Annotated in this window: 8 protein-coding genes, 2 rRNA genes and 1 pseudogene; 10 read left to right on the top strand and 1 reads right to left on the bottom strand. The window is 60.4% G+C overall.

Annotated features, from left to right (window positions below; genetic code table 11):
* Positions 1 to 231: 231 nt before the first annotated feature.
* The 8 genes from ACZ889_RS00150 to yfiB all read left to right on the top strand — a co-directional run bounded on the left by ACZ889_RS00150 (position 232) and on the right by yfiB (position 15,212).
* Positions 232 to 3,124 (top strand): 23S ribosomal RNA (locus ACZ889_RS00150).
* 131 nt (positions 3,125 to 3,255) lie between these two features.
* Positions 3,256 to 3,371, top strand: a 5S ribosomal RNA gene (gene rrf / locus ACZ889_RS00145).
* 187 nt (positions 3,372 to 3,558) lie between these two features.
* Entirely contained in the window at positions 3,559 to 7,041 is a 3,483-nt protein-coding gene (recC, locus tag ACZ889_RS00140; RefSeq protein ID WP_476257097.1) for an exodeoxyribonuclease V subunit gamma, read from the top strand.
* Positions 7,038 to 10,709, top strand: coding sequence for an exodeoxyribonuclease V subunit beta (gene recB, locus ACZ889_RS00135; protein WP_476257096.1), 3,672 nt, complete (start codon positions 7,038 to 7,040; stop codon positions 10,707 to 10,709). The genes recC and recB overlap by 4 nt, the downstream gene beginning before the upstream one ends.
* On the top strand, positions 10,706 to 12,781 hold the full coding sequence (gene recD / locus ACZ889_RS00130) for an exodeoxyribonuclease V subunit alpha (protein ID WP_476257095.1): 2,076 nt from the start codon (positions 10,706 to 10,708) through the stop codon (positions 12,779 to 12,781). Before recB ends, recD begins: the two co-directional genes overlap by 4 nt.
* 100 nt (positions 12,782 to 12,881) lie before the next feature.
* On the top strand, positions 12,882 to 13,448 hold the full coding sequence (gene yfiR, locus ACZ889_RS00125) for a regulatory sequestration protein YfiR (protein ID WP_014859459.1): 567 nt from the start codon (positions 12,882 to 12,884) through the stop codon (positions 13,446 to 13,448).
* Positions 13,445 to 14,716, top strand: a complete 1,272-nt coding sequence (gene dgcN, locus ACZ889_RS00120) for a diguanylate cyclase DgcN/YfiN (protein WP_047604334.1) — start codon at positions 13,445 to 13,447, stop codon at positions 14,714 to 14,716. The genes yfiR and dgcN overlap by 4 nt, the downstream gene beginning before the upstream one ends.
* Before the next feature lie 4 nt (positions 14,717 to 14,720).
* The gene (yfiB, locus tag ACZ889_RS00115; RefSeq protein WP_014754448.1) at positions 14,721 to 15,212 is read left to right on the top strand and encodes an outer membrane lipoprotein YfiB; all 492 of its coding nucleotides are present in this window, start codon (positions 14,721 to 14,723) and stop codon (positions 15,210 to 15,212) included.
* Positions 15,213 to 15,361: 149 nt separating this feature from the next.
* Here the strand turns inward: yfiB and ACZ889_RS00110 are convergent.
* Positions 15,362 to 15,499: pseudogene (locus ACZ889_RS00110) on the bottom strand (LysR family transcriptional regulator); the annotation flags it as partial.
* Between the two features lie 484 nt (positions 15,500 to 15,983).
* On the opposite strand from ACZ889_RS00110, the gene ACZ889_RS00105 reads away from it, so the two are divergent.
* Both ACZ889_RS00105 and ACZ889_RS00100 read left to right on the top strand, forming a co-directional pair.
* The gene (locus tag ACZ889_RS00105) at positions 15,984 to 16,322 is read left to right on the top strand and encodes a hypothetical protein (protein ID WP_476257094.1); all 339 of its coding nucleotides are present in this window, start codon (positions 15,984 to 15,986) and stop codon (positions 16,320 to 16,322) included.
* 8 nt (positions 16,323 to 16,330) lie between these two features.
* Complete coding sequence (locus tag ACZ889_RS00100; RefSeq protein ID WP_476257093.1) at positions 16,331 to 16,891, top strand: tyrosine-type recombinase/integrase; 561 nt, start codon at positions 16,331 to 16,333, stop codon at positions 16,889 to 16,891.
* Positions 16,892 to 17,089 lie beyond the last annotated feature (198 nt).

Genomic DNA, 17,089 nt, shown 5'->3' with positions numbered 1-17,089 from the left:
GCTGTACCTTGATCAAACTCAGAAATGAGCATTCGTGTCGAATGTTGATTTCTGACTTTTGTCAGATCGTTCTTTAAAAATTCGGATATGTGATAGATATAGACTGAACACCAGTTTCACTGCTGGTGGATCAGGCTAAGGTAAAATTTGTGAGTTCTGCTCGAAAGAGCAACGTACGAATTTTCGGCGAATGTCGTCTTCACAGTATAACCAGATTGCTTGGGGTTATATGGTCAAGTGAAGAAGCGCATACGGTGGATGCCTTGGCAGTCAGAGGCGATGAAAGACGTGGTAGCCTGCGATAAGCTTTGGGGAGTCGGCAAACAGACTGTGATCCAGAGATCTCTGAATGGGGGAACCCAGCCAGCACAAGCTGGTTATCTTGTACTGAATACATAGGTGCAAGAGGCGAACCAGGGGAACTGAAACATCTAAGTACCCTGAGGAAAAGAAATCAACCGAGATTCCCTTAGTAGTGGCGAGCGAACGGGGACCAGCCCTTAAGTTGGTTTGAGATTAGTGGAACGCTCTGGAAAGTGCGGCCATAGTGGGTGATAGCCCCGTACACGAAAATCTCTTATCAATGAAATCGAGTAGGACGGAGCACGAGAAACTTTGTCTGAATATGGGGGGACCATCCTCCAAGGCTAAATACTACTGACTGACCGATAGTGAACCAGTACCGTGAGGGAAAGGCGAAAAGAACCCCGGAGAGGGGAGTGAAATAGAACCTGAAACCGTATGCGTACAAGCAGTGGGAGCCTACTTTGTTAGGTGACTGCGTACCTTTTGTATAATGGGTCAGCGACTTATATTCAGTGGCGAGCTTAACCGAATAGGGGAGGCGTAGCGAAAGCGAGTCTTAATAGGGCGTTTAGTCGCTGGGTATAGACCCGAAACCGGGCGATCTATCCATGGGCAGGTTGAAGGTTAGGTAACACTGACTGGAGGACCGAACCGACTACCGTTGAAAAGTTAGCGGATGACCTGTGGATCGGAGTGAAAGGCTAATCAAGCTCGGAGATAGCTGGTTCTCCTCGAAAGCTATTTAGGTAGCGCCTCATGTATCACTGTAGGGGGTAGAGCACTGTTTCGGCTAGGGGGTCATCCCGACTTACCAAACCGATGCAAACTCCGAATACCTACAAGTGCCGAGCATGGGAGACACACGGCGGGTGCTAACGTCCGTCGTGAAAAGGGAAACAACCCAGACCGTCAGCTAAGGTCCCAAAGTCATGGTTAAGTGGGAAACGATGTGGGAAGGCTTAGACAGCTAGGAGGTTGGCTTAGAAGCAGCCACCCTTTAAAGAAAGCGTAATAGCTCACTAGTCGAGTCGGCCTGCGCGGAAGATGTAACGGGGCTCAAACCATGCACCGAAGCTACGGGTATCATCTTATGATGATGCGGTAGAGGAGCGTTCTGTAAGCCTGTGAAGGTGAGTTGAGAAGCTTGCTGGAGGTATCAGAAGTGCGAATGCTGACATGAGTAACGACAATGCGAGTGAAAAACTCGCACGCCGAAAGACCAAGGTTTCCTGCGCAACGTTAATCGACGCAGGGTTAGTCGGTCCCTAAGGCGAGGCTGAAAAGCGTAGTCGATGGAAAACAGGTTAATATTCCTGTACTTCCAGTTATTGCGATGGAGGGACGGAGAAGGTTAGGCCAGCCTGGCGTTGGTTGTCCAGGTTTAAGGTGGTAGGCTGAAATCTTAGGCAAATCCGGGATTTCAAGGCCGAGAGCTGATGACGAGTTGCCTTTAGGCGACGAAGTGGTTGATACCATGCTTCCAAGAAAAGCTCCTAAGCTTCAGATAACTGGGAACCGTACCCCAAACCGACACAGGTGGTTAGGTAGAGAATACCAAGGCGCTTGAGAGAACTCGGGTGAAGGAACTAGGCAAAATGGCACCGTAACTTCGGGAGAAGGTGCGCCGGCGAGGGTGAAGGACTTGCTCCGTAAGCCCATGCCGGTCGAAGATACCAGGCCGCTGCGACTGTTTATTAAAAACACAGCACTCTGCAAACACGAAAGTGGACGTATAGGGTGTGACGCCTGCCCGGTGCCGGAAGGTTAATTGATGGGGTTAGCGCAAGCGAAGCTCTTGATCGAAGCCCCGGTAAACGGCGGCCGTAACTATAACGGTCCTAAGGTAGCGAAATTCCTTGTCGGGTAAGTTCCGACCTGCACGAATGGCGTAACGATGGCGGCGCTGTCTCCACCCGAGACTCAGTGAAATTGAAATCGCTGTGAAGATGCAGTGTATCCGCGGCTAGACGGAAAGACCCCGTGAACCTTTACTATAGCTTTGCACTGGACTTTGAATTTGCTTGTGTAGGATAGGTGGGAGGCTTTGAAGTGGGGACGCCAGTTCTCATGGAGCCATCCTTGAAATACCACCCTGGCAACTTTGAGGTTCTAACTCAGGTCCGTTATCCGGATCGAGGACAGTGTATGGTGGGTAGTTTGACTGGGGCGGTCTCCTCCCAAAGAGTAACGGAGGAGTACGAAGGTGCGCTCAGACCGGTCGGAAATCGGTCGTAGAGTATAAAGGCAAAAGCGCGCTTGACTGCGAGACAAACACGTCGAGCAGGTACGAAAGTAGGTCTTAGTGATCCGGTGGTTCTGTATGGAAGGGCCATCGCTCAACGGATAAAAGGTACTCCGGGGATAACAGGCTGATACCGCCCAAGAGTTCATATCGACGGCGGTGTTTGGCACCTCGATGTCGGCTCATCACATCCTGGGGCTGAAGCCGGTCCCAAGGGTATGGCTGTTCGCCATTTAAAGTGGTACGCGAGCTGGGTTTAGAACGTCGTGAGACAGTTCGGTCCCTATCTGCCGTGGACGTTTGAGATTTGAGAGGGGCTGCTCCTAGTACGAGAGGACCGGAGTGGACGAACCTCTGGTGTTCCGGTTGTCACGCCAGTGGCATTGCCGGGTAGCTATGTTCGGAAGAGATAACCGCTGAAAGCATCTAAGCGGGAAACTTGCCTCAAGATGAGATCTCACTGGGATCTTGAATCCCCTAAAGGGCCGTCGAAGACTACGACGTTGATAGGTTGGGTGTGTAAGCGCTGTGAGGCGTTGAGCTAACCAATACTAATTGCCCGTGAGGCTTGACCATATAACACCCAAGCAATTTGCTGACGCAGATTGCGGTGGTGAAGACGAAAGACCCGAAAATTCGTAAGACCACAAATATCGCATATCCGGATTCGCTGGGCTGTCCATCTGGACATTCTGGCAACAGAATTTCTTGACGACCATAGAGCATTGGAACCACCTGATCCCATCCCGAACTCAGTAGTGAAACGATGCATCGCCGATGGTAGTGTGGGGTTTCCCCATGTGAGAGTAGGTCATCGTCAAGATTCATTTCGCAAAACCCCTATCTGCGCATGCAGGTAGGGGTTTTGTCTTTGTGGGCAAAAAACTCGACCTGCGCGAATCGCTGCGGGAGCGGGCACGGCCGCTCCCGCAGCCTGATGGCATTCGGCCGTTTCATGTACGCGTGATATCGTTCCCCTCTCAGCCATCAGCGCCTCCAGAGACCTTCCGATGCTCAACACCGCCCATCTCCACCCTGGCTTCATGATCGTCCACGGCAACCGCCTCGACGACCTGCGTAGCCTGGTAGTGAGCTGGATGCGTCGCTACCCGCTGGCGCCTCTGGAAAACGAAATTGCCCTGGTGCAAAGCAATGGCATCGCCCAATGGCTCAAGCTGGCCCTGGCTGAAGATCCGCTGGAAGATGACCAAGGCGGCTGCGGCATCGCCGCTGCAATCGATGTGCAACTGCCCGGTAGCTTTATGTGGCAGCTCTACCGCAGCGTGCTTGGCCGTAGCGAAATCCCCGAAGTGTCTCTGCTCGACAAGGCACCCCTGACCTGGCGGCTGATGCGCCTGTTGCCAGCGCTCATCGAGCGCCCGCATTTCGAGCCACTGCGGCGCTTCCTCACCGATGACAGTGACTTGCGCAAGCGCTACCAGCTCGCCGAGCGCTTGGCCGACCTGTTCGACCAGTATCAGGTCTACCGCGCCGATTGGCTCAAGGACTGGGCCACTGGTGAGCACGTCATCAACACGGCCCGCGGCGAGCGCAAAGTTCTGCCGCCAGGCAACCGCTGGCAAGCCGAGTTGTGGCGAGCATTGCTGGAGGATGTTGGCGAGCAAGGCATGGCGCAAAGCCGCGCCGGGGTACACCAACGTTTCATCGAGCGCATCAACAGCCTGGAGCAGGCGCCTGCAGGGCTGCCACCGAGGGTGATCGTGTTCGGTATCTCTTCGCTGCCGGCCCAGGCCCTGGAAGCGCTGGCAGGCCTGTCGCGTTTCAGTCAGGTATTGCTGTGCGTACACAACCCATGCCGCCACCACTGGGCCGATATCGTCGCCGACAAGGACCTGTTGCGCCACCAGTACAAACGCCAGCAACGCAAGCAAGGCATGCCCCTGCAACTGGACGACCAGACGCTGCACCAGCATGCCCACCCATTGCTGGCTGCCTGGGGTAAACAAGGCCGCGACTACATCAACCTGCTCGACAGCTATGATGACCCAGGCAGCTACCAGGGCGTGTTCAGCGACGGCCGTATCGACCTGTTCAGCGACGGTTCGCCCACCACGCTGCTCAACGAACTGCAGGACGACATCCTGGAATTGCGCCCGCTCGCCGAGAGCCGCGAACGGTGGCCGCCAGTCGACACCACAAAAGACCGCTCGATTCGCTTCCATATCGCGCACAGCCCGCAACGTGAAGTGGAAATCCTCCACGACCAGCTGTTGGCCCGCTTCAGCGCCGACCCGACTTTGCGCCCGCGCGACGTAATCGTCATGCTGCCGGACATCGACACGTATGCGCCGCATATCCGCGCCGTCTTCGGCCAGTTGCAGCGCAACGACCCGCGCTACATCCCGTTCACCCTGACAGACCAGGGCCAGCGTGGTCGCGAGCCTTTGCTGATCGCGCTTGAGCACCTGCTCAAACTGCCTGACAGCCGCTTCGCGGTCAGCGAAGTGCTCGACCTGCTGGACGTGCCGGCAGTCCGCGCCCGCTTCGGCATCCGCGAAAACGACCTGCCCACGCTGCATCGCTGGATCGAGGGCGCTGGCATTCGTTGGGGCCTTGACGCCGCACAGCGGGCGAGCCTGGGCTTGCCCGCCGGGCTCGAACAGAACAGTTGGCGTTTCGGCCTGCGCCGCATGCTGTTGGGTTATGCCGTGGGGGTGGGTGAGGCCTGTGATGGCATTGAACCCTACGATGAAATCGGTGGCCTGGACGCGGCACTGATCGGCCCGCTGGTCGCGTTGCTCGATGCGCTCGAAGTCGCCTGCCAGGCCCTGTCCGAGCCTGCCACCGTCAGCCAGTGGGGCGAGCGACTGCATGCCTTGCTGCACGTGTTCTTCCTCGCCGAGGACGAGGGTGATGAATTCCTGTTGATGCAGTTGCAGGATCTGCGCGATAGCTGGCTTGAGGTGTGCGAGACCGTCGGCCTGCACGACCCGCTACCGCTTACCGTGGTGCGTGAAGCCTGGTTGTCGGGCCTTGATCAGGGCAAGCTGTCGCAACGTTTCCTCGCTGGCTCGGTCAACTTCTGCACACTCATGCCCATGCGCGCGATCCCGTTCAGGGTGGTCTGCCTGCTGGGCATGAACGATGGCGATTACCCGCGTGCGCAGCCACCGCTGGACTTCGACCTGATGGCCAGCGACTATCGCCCGGGCGACCGCTCACGCCGCGAAGACGACCGTTACCTGTTGCTTGAAGCGCTACTGTCAGCACGTGACCAACTGTATGTCAGCTGGGTCGGGCGCAGTATCCGCGACAATAGCGAACGCCCGGCCTCGGTGCTGATCGGCCAGTTGCGCGATCACATCGCTGCGGGCTGGCATTTGGCCGACGCGCAGCAGGGCCAGCCCGCGAAACCGGGCGAGCAACTGTTGCACGCACTGACCCAGGAGCACCCGCTGCAACCGTTCAGCCCTCGGTACTTCCAGAAGGGCAGCCCATTGTTCAGCTATGCCCATGAATGGCAGGTGCTGCACCAGCAAGGTGAGGCAGACGAGCAGAGCGAGCCGGGCTTGCCGCCTTATCAGGACGCCGAAGCCCTGAGTCTGCACCAGCTGAATGACTTCTTGCGCCACCCGGTACGGCACTTCTTCAGCCAGCGCTTGAAGGTGTACTTTGAGGCGCTGGAAGCGCCGACCCCGGACGAAGAGCCCTTCGTCCTCGATACCCTGCAACGTTACGGCGCCAGTGAAAGCCTGCTTGGCGCCGCCTTGGCCGAACCGGACAACGCTGAACAGGCCTTGCGCGCCCAGGCCCGACGCCTGCAGGCCTGCGGTTTGCTGCCGCTAGCCGGTTTCGGCGAACTGCTGCAAAACGAATTGATCGAACCGCTGCCGGACCTGCTGCAACGTCACCAACAATTGCTGCAACGCTGGCCACAGCTGGTCGAGGGCGCTTTACCGGTGCATTTCGAGCACGGTCAGCACCGTCTGGAGGGCTGGCTGGGCCGGGTGTTCCAGGCGGAAGATCAGAGCCTTCTCAGTATCACCACAGTACCCAACACCATCAGTGCCGGGCGCAACAACCTGAAGTGGCACCGTCTTATCGCGCCCTGGGTTACGCACCTGGCGGCCTGTGCAGCGGGCTACCCCTATAACAGTGCATTGGTAGCCAGTGACCTGACCCTGTTGCTTGCACCGCTGCCGCAAGCGCTGTCCGCGCAACTGCTGGGCGACCTGTTGGTGGCCCGTCAGGCGGCAATGAATGCGCCGTTGCCAGTCGCGGCCAAGACCGCGTTCGCCTGGTTGGCCCAGGACGATGCCGATAAAGCCATGGCCGCAGCAGCTCGCGCCTACGAAGGCGACGAACGCACCAGTTTTGGCGAGCGAAGTGAAAGCATTGCGCTGGCTCGCCAGTTCCGAGATTTTGCAGCACTCACCGCTGACGAAACGTTTGAAGGCTGGTGCGAGACCTTGTACCGCCCGTTGTTCACCGCCCCTTGGCAGACCTTGGGCAACCCGGAGAAAGGCGCATGACCCAGGACCGTCCTCTGGCACTGAGTTTCCCCCTGCACGGTAGCCAGCTGATCGAAGCCAGCGCCGGCACGGGCAAGACCTTTACCATTTCGGCGCTGTACCTGCGCCTGATCCTCGGTCACGGTGGCGAACAGGGCTTCGAGCGCGAGCTGCTGCCACCGCAGATCCTCGTGGTGACCTTCACCGACGCCGCCACCAAAGAGCTGCGCGAGCGTATCCGCGCCCGCCTGGCTGAAGCCGCACGGTTCTTCCGTGGCGAACTGGAAGACGCCGATCCGCTGTTGCACCAACTGCGTGACGATTACCCACAAGAGAACTGGCCGCGTTGCGCCGGCCGGTTGGAAATCGCCGTGCAGTGGATGGACGAGGCTGCGGTATCGACCATCCATGGCTGGTGCCAGCGCATGCTGCGCGAGCATGCCTTCGACAGCGGCAGCCTGTTCACCCAGACCCTGGAAACCGACCACAGCGAGTTGTTGGGCCAGGTCATGCGCGATTACTGGCGGCGCTTCTGCTATGGGATGCAAGGGGACGCACTGGCCTGGGTGCGCGGCAACTGGGGGAGCCCCGACGCTTTGCTGCCACGCATTCGCCCACTGTTCGGCCGTGTGCGCGCCCAGCAGGATGGGCCAGAGCCCGCTGCATTGATCCAGGCATCGCTGCAGCAACGTGGCGCACAGTTGGCCCGGATCAAGGCACCATGGGCACAGTGGGCCGAGGAACTGCGGCAAATCTGCCGCGAGGCGCTAGCCGCCAAGCAGGTCGACGGCCGCAAGATGCAAGCCCGTTACTTCGAGCCCTGGTTCGACAAGCTCTGCGCTTGGGCCAGCGATGAGCAACTGGTAGAGCTCGACTTGGGCACCGGTTTTACCCGGCTGACCCCGGCGGGCATGGCCGAGGCCTGGAAGGGAGAACCTCCCGAGCACCCAGCCCTCAACGCCATGCAGCACTTGCAGCAACAACTGCAGGCCCTGGACAGCCCGGATGCCCCTCTGCTCGAGCACGCGGCCAGTTGGGTATCGGCACGTTTCGAAGTGGAGAAGCGTCGGCGTGCAGAAATGGGCTTCGACGACATGCTCGTGCGCTTGCAGCACGCGCTCGCCAGCGAGGCCGGCGAGCGCCTGGCCAGCCTGATCCGTGAGCAGTTCCCGGTAGCGCTGATCGACGAATTCCAGGACACCGACCCGGTTCAGTACGGCATTTTCGAGCGCATCTACCAGATCAGCGAAAATCGCGCAGAAACCGGCCTGTTCATGATCGGCGACCCCAAGCAGGCGATCTACGCCTTCCGGGGTGCCGACATCTACACCTACCTTGCCGCGCGACGCGCTACCAGCGGCCGCCTGCACAGCCTGGACACCAACTACCGCTCCAGCAAAGCCATGGTGGCGGCGGTCAACCAGGTGTTCCTGCAGGCCGAGGCGCGTGAAGCGGGGCGGGGTGCATTCCTGTTCCGCGAGGCCGATGACAACCCGCTGCCATTCATCGAGGTGCGCGCCAAGGGGCGGGGCGAACAGCTGCTGATTGACGGTGAAGTCAGTGCAGCCTTGCAATGCTGGCAGCTGGAAAGTGAAGAGCCAGTCTCCAGCAGCGTTTACCGCCAGCAACTGGCCGCCAGTTGCGCCAGCCATATTGTGGCCTTGCTCAATGGCGGCCAGCAGGGCACGGCGGGCTTCCAGAATGCCGAAGGCGAATTGCGCGCCTGCTTGCCCTCGGACATCGCCATCTTGGTGCGCGATGGCCATGAGGCGCAGATGGTCCGCGCCGAACTGGCCGCACGCGAGGTGCGCAGCGTCTACCTGTCCGACAAGGACTCGGTGTTTGCCGCCCAGGAAGCCCACGACCTGCTGGCCTGGCTCAAGGCCTGCGCCGAGCCTGACTCGGAGCGCCTGCTCAAGGCTGCTCTGGCCAGCCTTACACTGGGCCTGTCGCTGGCTGCGCTGGACCGGCTTAACCAGGACGAGCGGGTCTGGGAGAGCTGGGTGATGCGCTTTCGCCTTTACCGCGACACCTGGCAGCGCCAGGGGGTGTTGCCGATGTTGCGCCACCTGCTGCATGACTTCCAGCTACCGCGCACGCTGATCCGCCGCAGCGATGGCGAGCGGGTGCTGACCAACCTGCTGCACCTGGCCGAGCTGCTGCAGCAGGCCGCCGGCGAACTGGACGGCGAACAGGCGCTTATCCGCCACCTGGCCGAGCATCTGGCCAGTTCCGGTCAGGCCGGTGAAGAGCAGATCCTGCGCCTGGAGAGCGACGAACAGTTGGTCAAGGTGGTGACCATCCACAAGTCCAAGGGCCTGGAATATCCCTTGGTCTACCTGCCATTCATCTGCACCAGCAAACCGGTGGATGGTAGCCGTCTACCGCTGGCCTGGCATGACAGCGAAGGTAACGCCCACCTCACCCTCACACCTGACCAGGAGCAGATCGAGCGCGCTGACGACGAGCGCCTGGCCGAAGACCTGCGCCTGCTCTACGTGGCCCTGACCCGCGCCCAGCATGCTTGCTGGCTGGGTGTCGCCGACCTCAAGCGCGGTAATCAGAAGAGCTCGCAGCTGCACCGCTCGGCGTTTGGCTACCTGCTGGGGGGCGGCCTTGCCTTGGCTGGCTCGGCGCAGCTGACGGACTGGTTGCAGGCCTGGGCAAGTTGCCCGCACATCACTTGCCCAGGCCTGCCGCAGGCGGATGAGCAGATATATCGCATGCCATACGCCGAACGTGAGCTGCTGCCAGCACGCAGGCCACGCCATGCGGCTGCCGAGCACTGGTGGATCGCTTCCTACAGTGCCCTTCGTGTCGGCGATCAGACCCTCGGCGCCGACAGCTCGCAGGCACAGCAACTGCTGGATGACGAGGTGCCCGATGCCCAGGTGTTGCGCGAGGTCCCCGCCGACAGCGGCGATATCCATCGCTTCCCGCGGGGGCCTAACCCCGGCACCTTCCTCCATGGTTTGCTGGAGTGGGCAGGCCGTGAGGGCTTCAGCGAGGTCAGCGGTAACCCTCAACTGATTGAGCGCACCGTTGGCCAGCGCTGCAATCGCCGTGACTGGGCCGGCTGGATCCCCACCCTGAGCCACTGGATGCAACGTTTGCTGGGCGAGGCGTTGCCGCTGCCGGGCAGCGACCAGAGCGTAACGCTGGGCCAGCTGCGTCATTACCAGATCGAAATGGAGTTCTGGTTCGCCAGCCACCGGGTCGACGCAGAACAACTCGATCGCCTGGTGGCACGCCATACCCACCCCGGTCTGGCGCGCCCAGCTGCGCAGCCGACCGTGCTCAACGGCATGTTCAAAGGGTTCATCGACCTGGCGTTCGAGCTGGACGGGCGTTACTACGTGACCGACTACAAGTCCAACTGGCTGGGTGCGGACATCCAGGCCTACGATGCCATGGCCATGGAAAAGGCGATTCTTGAGCACCGCTACGACCTGCAGTATGTGCTGTACCTGCTGGCCCTGCACCGCCAGTTGCGCGCGCGGCTGGCGGACTACGATTATGACCGCCATGTTGGCGGCGCCCTGTTCATCTTCCTGCGCGGTGCCAGCAGCAGCGGCCACGGCGTGTACCACGCCAAGCCACCGCGTGAGCTGATCGAAAGCCTCGATGCACTGTTCCGTGGCGAGCACGCGCCGGTACAGCAGGACCTGTTTGCCGGAGTTGCGCCATGAGCCGAAGCCTTGTCGACCTGTTGCCCACCCCGTTGCACGCAGAGCACCTGCTGGCACTGGCACCGCAGCACAACAGCGCTGACCTGCTGCAATTACTCGACCGTTGGGTTGAGCGGGGCTGGCTACGAGCTCTGGACCGCGCATTCGTGTCGTTCCTGGAAGAGCGCGCCCCCGGCAGTGATCCCTTGCTACTGCTGGCGGCAGCGCTGGCCAGCCACCAACTGGGGCACGGACATGTCTGCCTCGACCTGCAACAAACCTTGGCCGAGCCTGATTTCGCCCTGTCGTTGCCGCCGGAAGGTGACGCCCTTATCGGCCCTTTGCTACTGCCATCGCAACTGCTGGCCAACCTTGACTTGAATGCCTGGCTTGAGCGCATCGTCGCCAGCCCGCTGGTGGCCGCAGGTGATACGCCTGGCCAGCAAGCGCGGCCGCTGGTACGCAGTGGCGAGCGCCTTTACCTGCGCCGTTACTGGCGTTACGAACGGCGCATCGACCATGCCCTGCGCCAGCGCCTGAGTCAGGCCGAAGCCCCCCCTTCAGACCTGCCAGAGCGCCTGGCGCAACTGTTCGAGGGCGGCGCGCCAGCTGGCCAGGTGGACTGGCAGAAGCTCGCCTGTGCCTTGGCCACCCGTGCCGGTTTCAGCATCATCACGGGTGGCCCCGGCACCGGCAAGACGACCACCGTGGTGCGCCTGCTGGCGTTGCTGCAGGCGCCGGCAGTGGAGCAGGGCAGGCCACTGCGCATCCGCCTGGCTGCACCGACCGGCAAGGCCGCTGCGCGCCTGACCGAATCCATTGGCCAGCAAGTCGAGCGCCTGCAAGTCAGCGCCGAAGTACGCGGGCAAATCCCTACTGAAGTCAGCACCGTGCATCGCCTGCTCGGCAGCCGCCCAGGCTCGCGGCACTTCCGCCATCATGCTGGCAACCCGTTGCCGTTGGATGTGCTGGTGGTCGACGAAGCGTCGATGATCGACCTGGAAATGATGGCCAACCTGCTCGATGCCCTGCCGCCGCGGGCGCGTCTGGTGCTGCTGGGCGACAAGGACCAGTTGGCTTCGGTCGAGGCCGGCGCGGTGCTGGGTGACCTATGCCGGGATGCTGAGGAGGGCTTTTACTCGCCGGCGACTGCAGCGTGGCTTCAGCAGGTCAGTGGCGAGTCGCTGGCCGGCAGTGGCCTCAAGGCCGGCAATGAGCAGCGCCACCCGTTGGCTCAGCAGGTGGTGATGCTGCGTTTTTCACGGCGATTCGGTGAAGGCAGCGGTATTGGCCAGTTGGCCAGACTGGTCAATCGTCAGGATGCTCACGCGGCGCGCAACCTGCTGGCCGCGCCGCCTGCTGACGTGCACAGCCTGTCGCTCAAGCACGAGCAGGATCGTGCTTTCGACCGCCTGTTACTGGACGGTCTGAACCGCGGTACCGATGGACCGCAAGGCTACCGCAGCTACCTGCGCACCCTTGGGCGTTACCGGCCAGCACTTGATACCGCCTTTGACGACCCCGCCTGGGAGCAATGGGCGGGCAAGGTGTTGCGCAGTTTCGAGGATTTCCAGTTGCTGTGCGCGGTGCGCCGGGGCGCCTGGGGGGTCGAAGGCCTGAATGAACGGGTGGCGCGGGTGCTGCACAATGCCGGTCTGATCGACAGCCAGCAGCCTTGGTACGAAGGACGCCCGGTGCTGGTGACCCGCAACGACTACGGCCTGGGCCTGATGAACGGTGACATCGGTATAGCCCTGCGCCTGCCGGATGAGCAGGGCCAGCCGCTGCTGCGTGTGGCCTTCCCGCGCAACGACGGCAGTGGTGGTGTGCGGTTCGTTCTGCCGAGCCGGCTCAACGAAGTGGAAACGGTATTCGCCATGACCGTGCACAAGTCCCAGGGCTCGGAGTTCAGCCACACTGCCCTGGTGCTGCCGGATGCGCTCAACCCGGTGCTGACCAAGGAACTGGTGTACACCGGCATCACTCGGGCCAAGCACTGCTTCAGCCTGGTCGAGCCACGCCAAGGCATTTTCGAAGAAGCGGTGGCGCGCAAAGTACGGCGTATTTCCGGGTTGATGCTCGAGCAGGTCTAGGGCCATGACACCCATTACACGTGGCTGCAGGCTCATACATTAAAGCGGCCATGTGCTATCGTTGCGCCGATATCGGAAGGGGCTTAAAGGGATTTCCCACATGAACGTGGCCGCAAGGCGAGTGACAAGCTGTGCGCTTTCGCTATTGCTGGCCGTCCTGCTCCTTTCTGCAGGCGCTGCCCGGGCAGACCCCGGCACAACCGCCGCCCAGGCACAGCAACGCGCCAAGGCAGTCACCCAGGTAGTACTGGGTATCTTCAGTTACGCCCGCTGGCCCGTCGAACCCTCTCCTTTGCGCCTGTGCCTGGTCGGCCCGACCGAGTACGCCGACGATCTCATCAAGGGCCATGTCCAGGAGTCCGGCCGGCCGCTGCAGGTGCGGCGCTTGCTGGCAGAAGACACCCAGGTCGCCCAGGCCTGCGATGCCCTCTACATTGGCAAGCTTGACCAGGGCCAGCGGGATCGGCTGTTCCAGCGTATCGGCGGCCACCCGGTGCTGAGCATCAGCGAGGCGGATGACCCCTGCACGGTCGGCAGCCTGTTCTGCCTGCGGGTCAGCGACCAGCAGGTGGCCTTTGAAGTCAATCTCGACTCGGTGGCACGCTCTGGCGTGCGTATTCACCCCAGCGTGCTGCAATTGTCGCGGCGCCGGGCGGAGCAGCCATGAAACCGACCCGCAAGCGTACCGTGCGCCCGACCCTGCGCTCGGTGCTGGGCCGTGGTCACCTTAGCGTCGCCTTGCTTGCCGTTGGCCTGGCGGGTATCTCCCTCACCCTGCTGGGCGTGCTCGCCCTGCGTGTCTATGCCAACCATAACCTGCAGTTGATCGCCCGCTCGATCAATTACACGGTAGAGGCGGCGGTGGTGTTCGATGACAGCGCCGCCGCCAATGAATCGCTGGCGTTGATTGCCAGTACCGAAGAAGTGGCCGAGGCCAAGGTCTTCAACAACGAGGGCGAGCAACTGGCGCACTGGCAACGCGACAATACCGGCATGCTCGCGCAGCTGGAGGTGCAGGTTGCCAGCACCTTGCTGGATGAGCCGGTCATTCTGCCGATCGTGCACCAGCAACAGCAGGTCGGGCATATCGAACTGGCAGGCCAGGGCAGGAGCCTGTTGCTGTTCCTGCTCAGTGGCTTGGCCGGTATCCTGTTCTGCACGGTCCTCAGCGCCCTGGCTGCCCAGTATCTGTCGCGGCGCCTGCTCAGCGATATCACCCGCCCGCTGCGTGGCCTGGCCAGTGTCGCCCATGCCGCCCGCCGCGAGCGCAGCTTCGACCGGCGCGTACCAGAAGCGCCGATTGCCGAGCTGAACGAGCTGGGTAATGACTTCAATGCCCTGCTGGATGAACTGGAGGTGTGGCATAGCCACCTGCAGAGCGAAAACCAGACCCTTGCCCATCAGGCCAGCCACGACAGCCTGACCGGCTTGCCCAACCGCGCCTTCTTTGAAGGACGCCTGAGCCGCAGCGTGCGGAATGCGGCGCGTCAGCAGGACCACCTGGCACTGCTGTTCCTCGACAGCGACCACTTCAAGCAGATCAACGACACCCTCGGCCACGCCGTGGGTGACGAGGTGTTGATCAGCGTGGCCGAACGTGTGCGCGCCCAACTGCGCGAGCACGATCTGGTGGCGCGCCTGGGGGGCGACGAGTTTGCCGTGCTGTTGACGCCGTTGCATACGCGCAAGGACGCCGAACACATTGCCGAGAAGATCGTTGCCAGCATGAAGCTGCCGGTGCAACTGGACAGTGGCCGCAGTATCTCCACCTCGCTGAGTGTCGGTATTGCCTATTACCCGGATGACGGCGCTGACCCCGCCAGTCTTCTCAATGCCGCCGATGCGGCAATGTACCAGGCCAAGCGCGAACGCCGTGGCCATTGGCAACTGGCGCAGACGGAACGGTCCGCCAACGAAATCAGGAACAGGAGTTGAACCCGTGATGCAAGCTTTACGTTTTCCGCTTTGGGCCTTGTTGCTCGCCATGCTGGCGCTGACGGGTTGCCAGAGCGCCCCCCCGAAAGGCCTTACCCCAGAACAGATTGCCGTGCTCAAGCGCGAAGGTTTCACCCCGACCGATGAAGGTTGGGCCTACGACTTGTCTGGCAAAGTGTTGTTCGGCAGCGATCTGGACAGCCTCAATGGCCAGAGCCAGGCGATTGTCGAGCGCATCGGCAAGGCGCTGCTCGGCGTTGGTATCCAGGGCGTGCGGGTGGACGGGCATGCCGACTCGTCGGGCAAGGCGGCGTATAACCAGCAGCTGTCCGAGCGCCGCGCGCAAAGCGTGACCAAGGCGCTGGTGGGGATTGGCATGCAGGCGCAGAACATTCAGAGCCGTGGCCTGGGCAGCAGCCAGCCGGTGGCGGACAACCGCACCAGCGCCGGGCGTACCGAGAACCGTCGAGTGTCCATCGTGGTCGCATCCTACTGATCGTTGCCGCTCGGGCTGTCACATATCCCCTGTAGGCGCGGGCGTGCCCGCGAAGCAGGCAACGCGCTGTCTGGCACCGGCTTTGCCGGTGTTCGCGGGCAAGCCCGCTCCTACAGGGGCTGTGTTGCCTTCGGAAATGCGCAGGCCCATCAGTCCTGGGCAAAGCGCATCTCGCGGGTTTGCCCCATCAACAACGGCGCATTCGCCTCGGTCACCGCCCGGATGTAATCCCACAGCAGGGTAATGCGCTTCAACTTGCGCAAATCCTCCCGGCAATACATCCAGAACGACAAAGAGGGAAAGGGTTAACCCAATGGTTACAAGGGCTTAACCATCATGAACGACCTTCTACAGGAGCACCCTGTCACAAGTGCTGTCACAAATCGCACGCTTGTCTTGAGGCCAACGTGCCGGTTGGCGAGTCCGTACCACTACCGACGACACGGAATCTACTACCTACGCCTTCGCGTGACTGGCAGCGTGAAGAGGGCGGTGTCTGTCTCTCTGAAGACCACTGATCGCAGATGGGCAATGCAGGCATCTGGCCGTCTCACGGCATCGCTTCAATCGTTCCACTTGGATCGTCCTGACGCTTCATGGAACGAGCTGCGGGAGCATCTGTTGAAATTGGTGAGTAGTACGCTGGTGTCTGCTGATGACGGCCACCCACTACGCCATTGGGGGGACATGTACCGAAACGTTGGTGTTAACCCTTCGCCAGCGCAAACACCGTATAGAGAGGTGGTGAGCGCAGAACCGGCGGGAACCCCGATGACTTTCGATGCACTCGCTCAACTTTACATGGCTGATCGTGGTGGTGATCAAAAGCCCACGACCCTGAAGGAAACGAATCTTTGCCACAAGGTCATTACCGAACATCTGGATGGGTTGGACTTGAGAAACCATTCCAGAGCAGACCTAGTGGCCTTCCGGGAGCGTCTGTCAGTAGGGCGGATGCCCTCAACGGTAAACAAGTTGATTGTGAAGCTGTCAGCTGTGCTCGCATGGGCTGTCGAGAATGGGCACCTGAGCAAGACATACGACAAGAAACTGAAGTTGACTAAGGGGGTTGAGTCTACCCGCAAGGCGTTCTCTCCCAAGCTCAGGTGAGCAAGCTGATGAACTATGCAAACGGCCTTCCAGAAACCTCATGGAAACGCTGGCTGCTCAGCTTGGGGATCATCACTGGTGGGCGCCTGAAGGAAATATGTCAGCTGACGATGAGTGACGTTGTAGTAACTGACTCAGGGGTCGTAGCCATTCACATCAATGAGAATGGTGAAGGGAAGTCGATCAAGAACAAACAGAGTAAGCGATTGGTGCCACTCACTGACGGTGCTTACGGATTCGATCTTGCTGCATTTTTGCGGTACGTCAATACATGCCGAGCGGAGGACGTAACGGAGCTTGCTCAGTTTGGATACAGACCCTCAGGTGAGTGGGTGAATCAACAAGGTATCCCCGCTGCTCTTACAGACACCTATGAGCGCGGCCTAGTGTTCCATTCATTACGTCATTCACTGGCATCATTGATGCAAACAAAAGGAGTGTCCGTACTCCATGCCCAAGCTGTCATGGGGCACGCCTCCCGCACTATCACATTTGACACGTACGGTAATGGCGTACCTGTTGAAGTTGTTGCTGATATGTTGAAGAAAGTTTTTTGTGAGACTGCATAGTAGTTTAGTTGCAACTAAAATAGTTGGCTTAAAGTGTAAAAACATATGTAACGGTATTTACAAATTCAATAAAAAAGTGTAAAATATCATCATGAGTTGAGAGTATAGGTTAATAGGTTTCGTCCTCGGTCTTTGTCGCCAAGGGCGAGTAGTTCCACACTCTCACTAATTCTATTCAGCGGGCGTGTCCTCGCCCCG

Source organism: Pseudomonas sp. TE3895 (genome assembly GCF_056278855.1).
The sequence above is the reverse complement of the archived record's forward strand: the minus strand, read 5'-3'. Positions and strand labels throughout refer to the sequence as shown.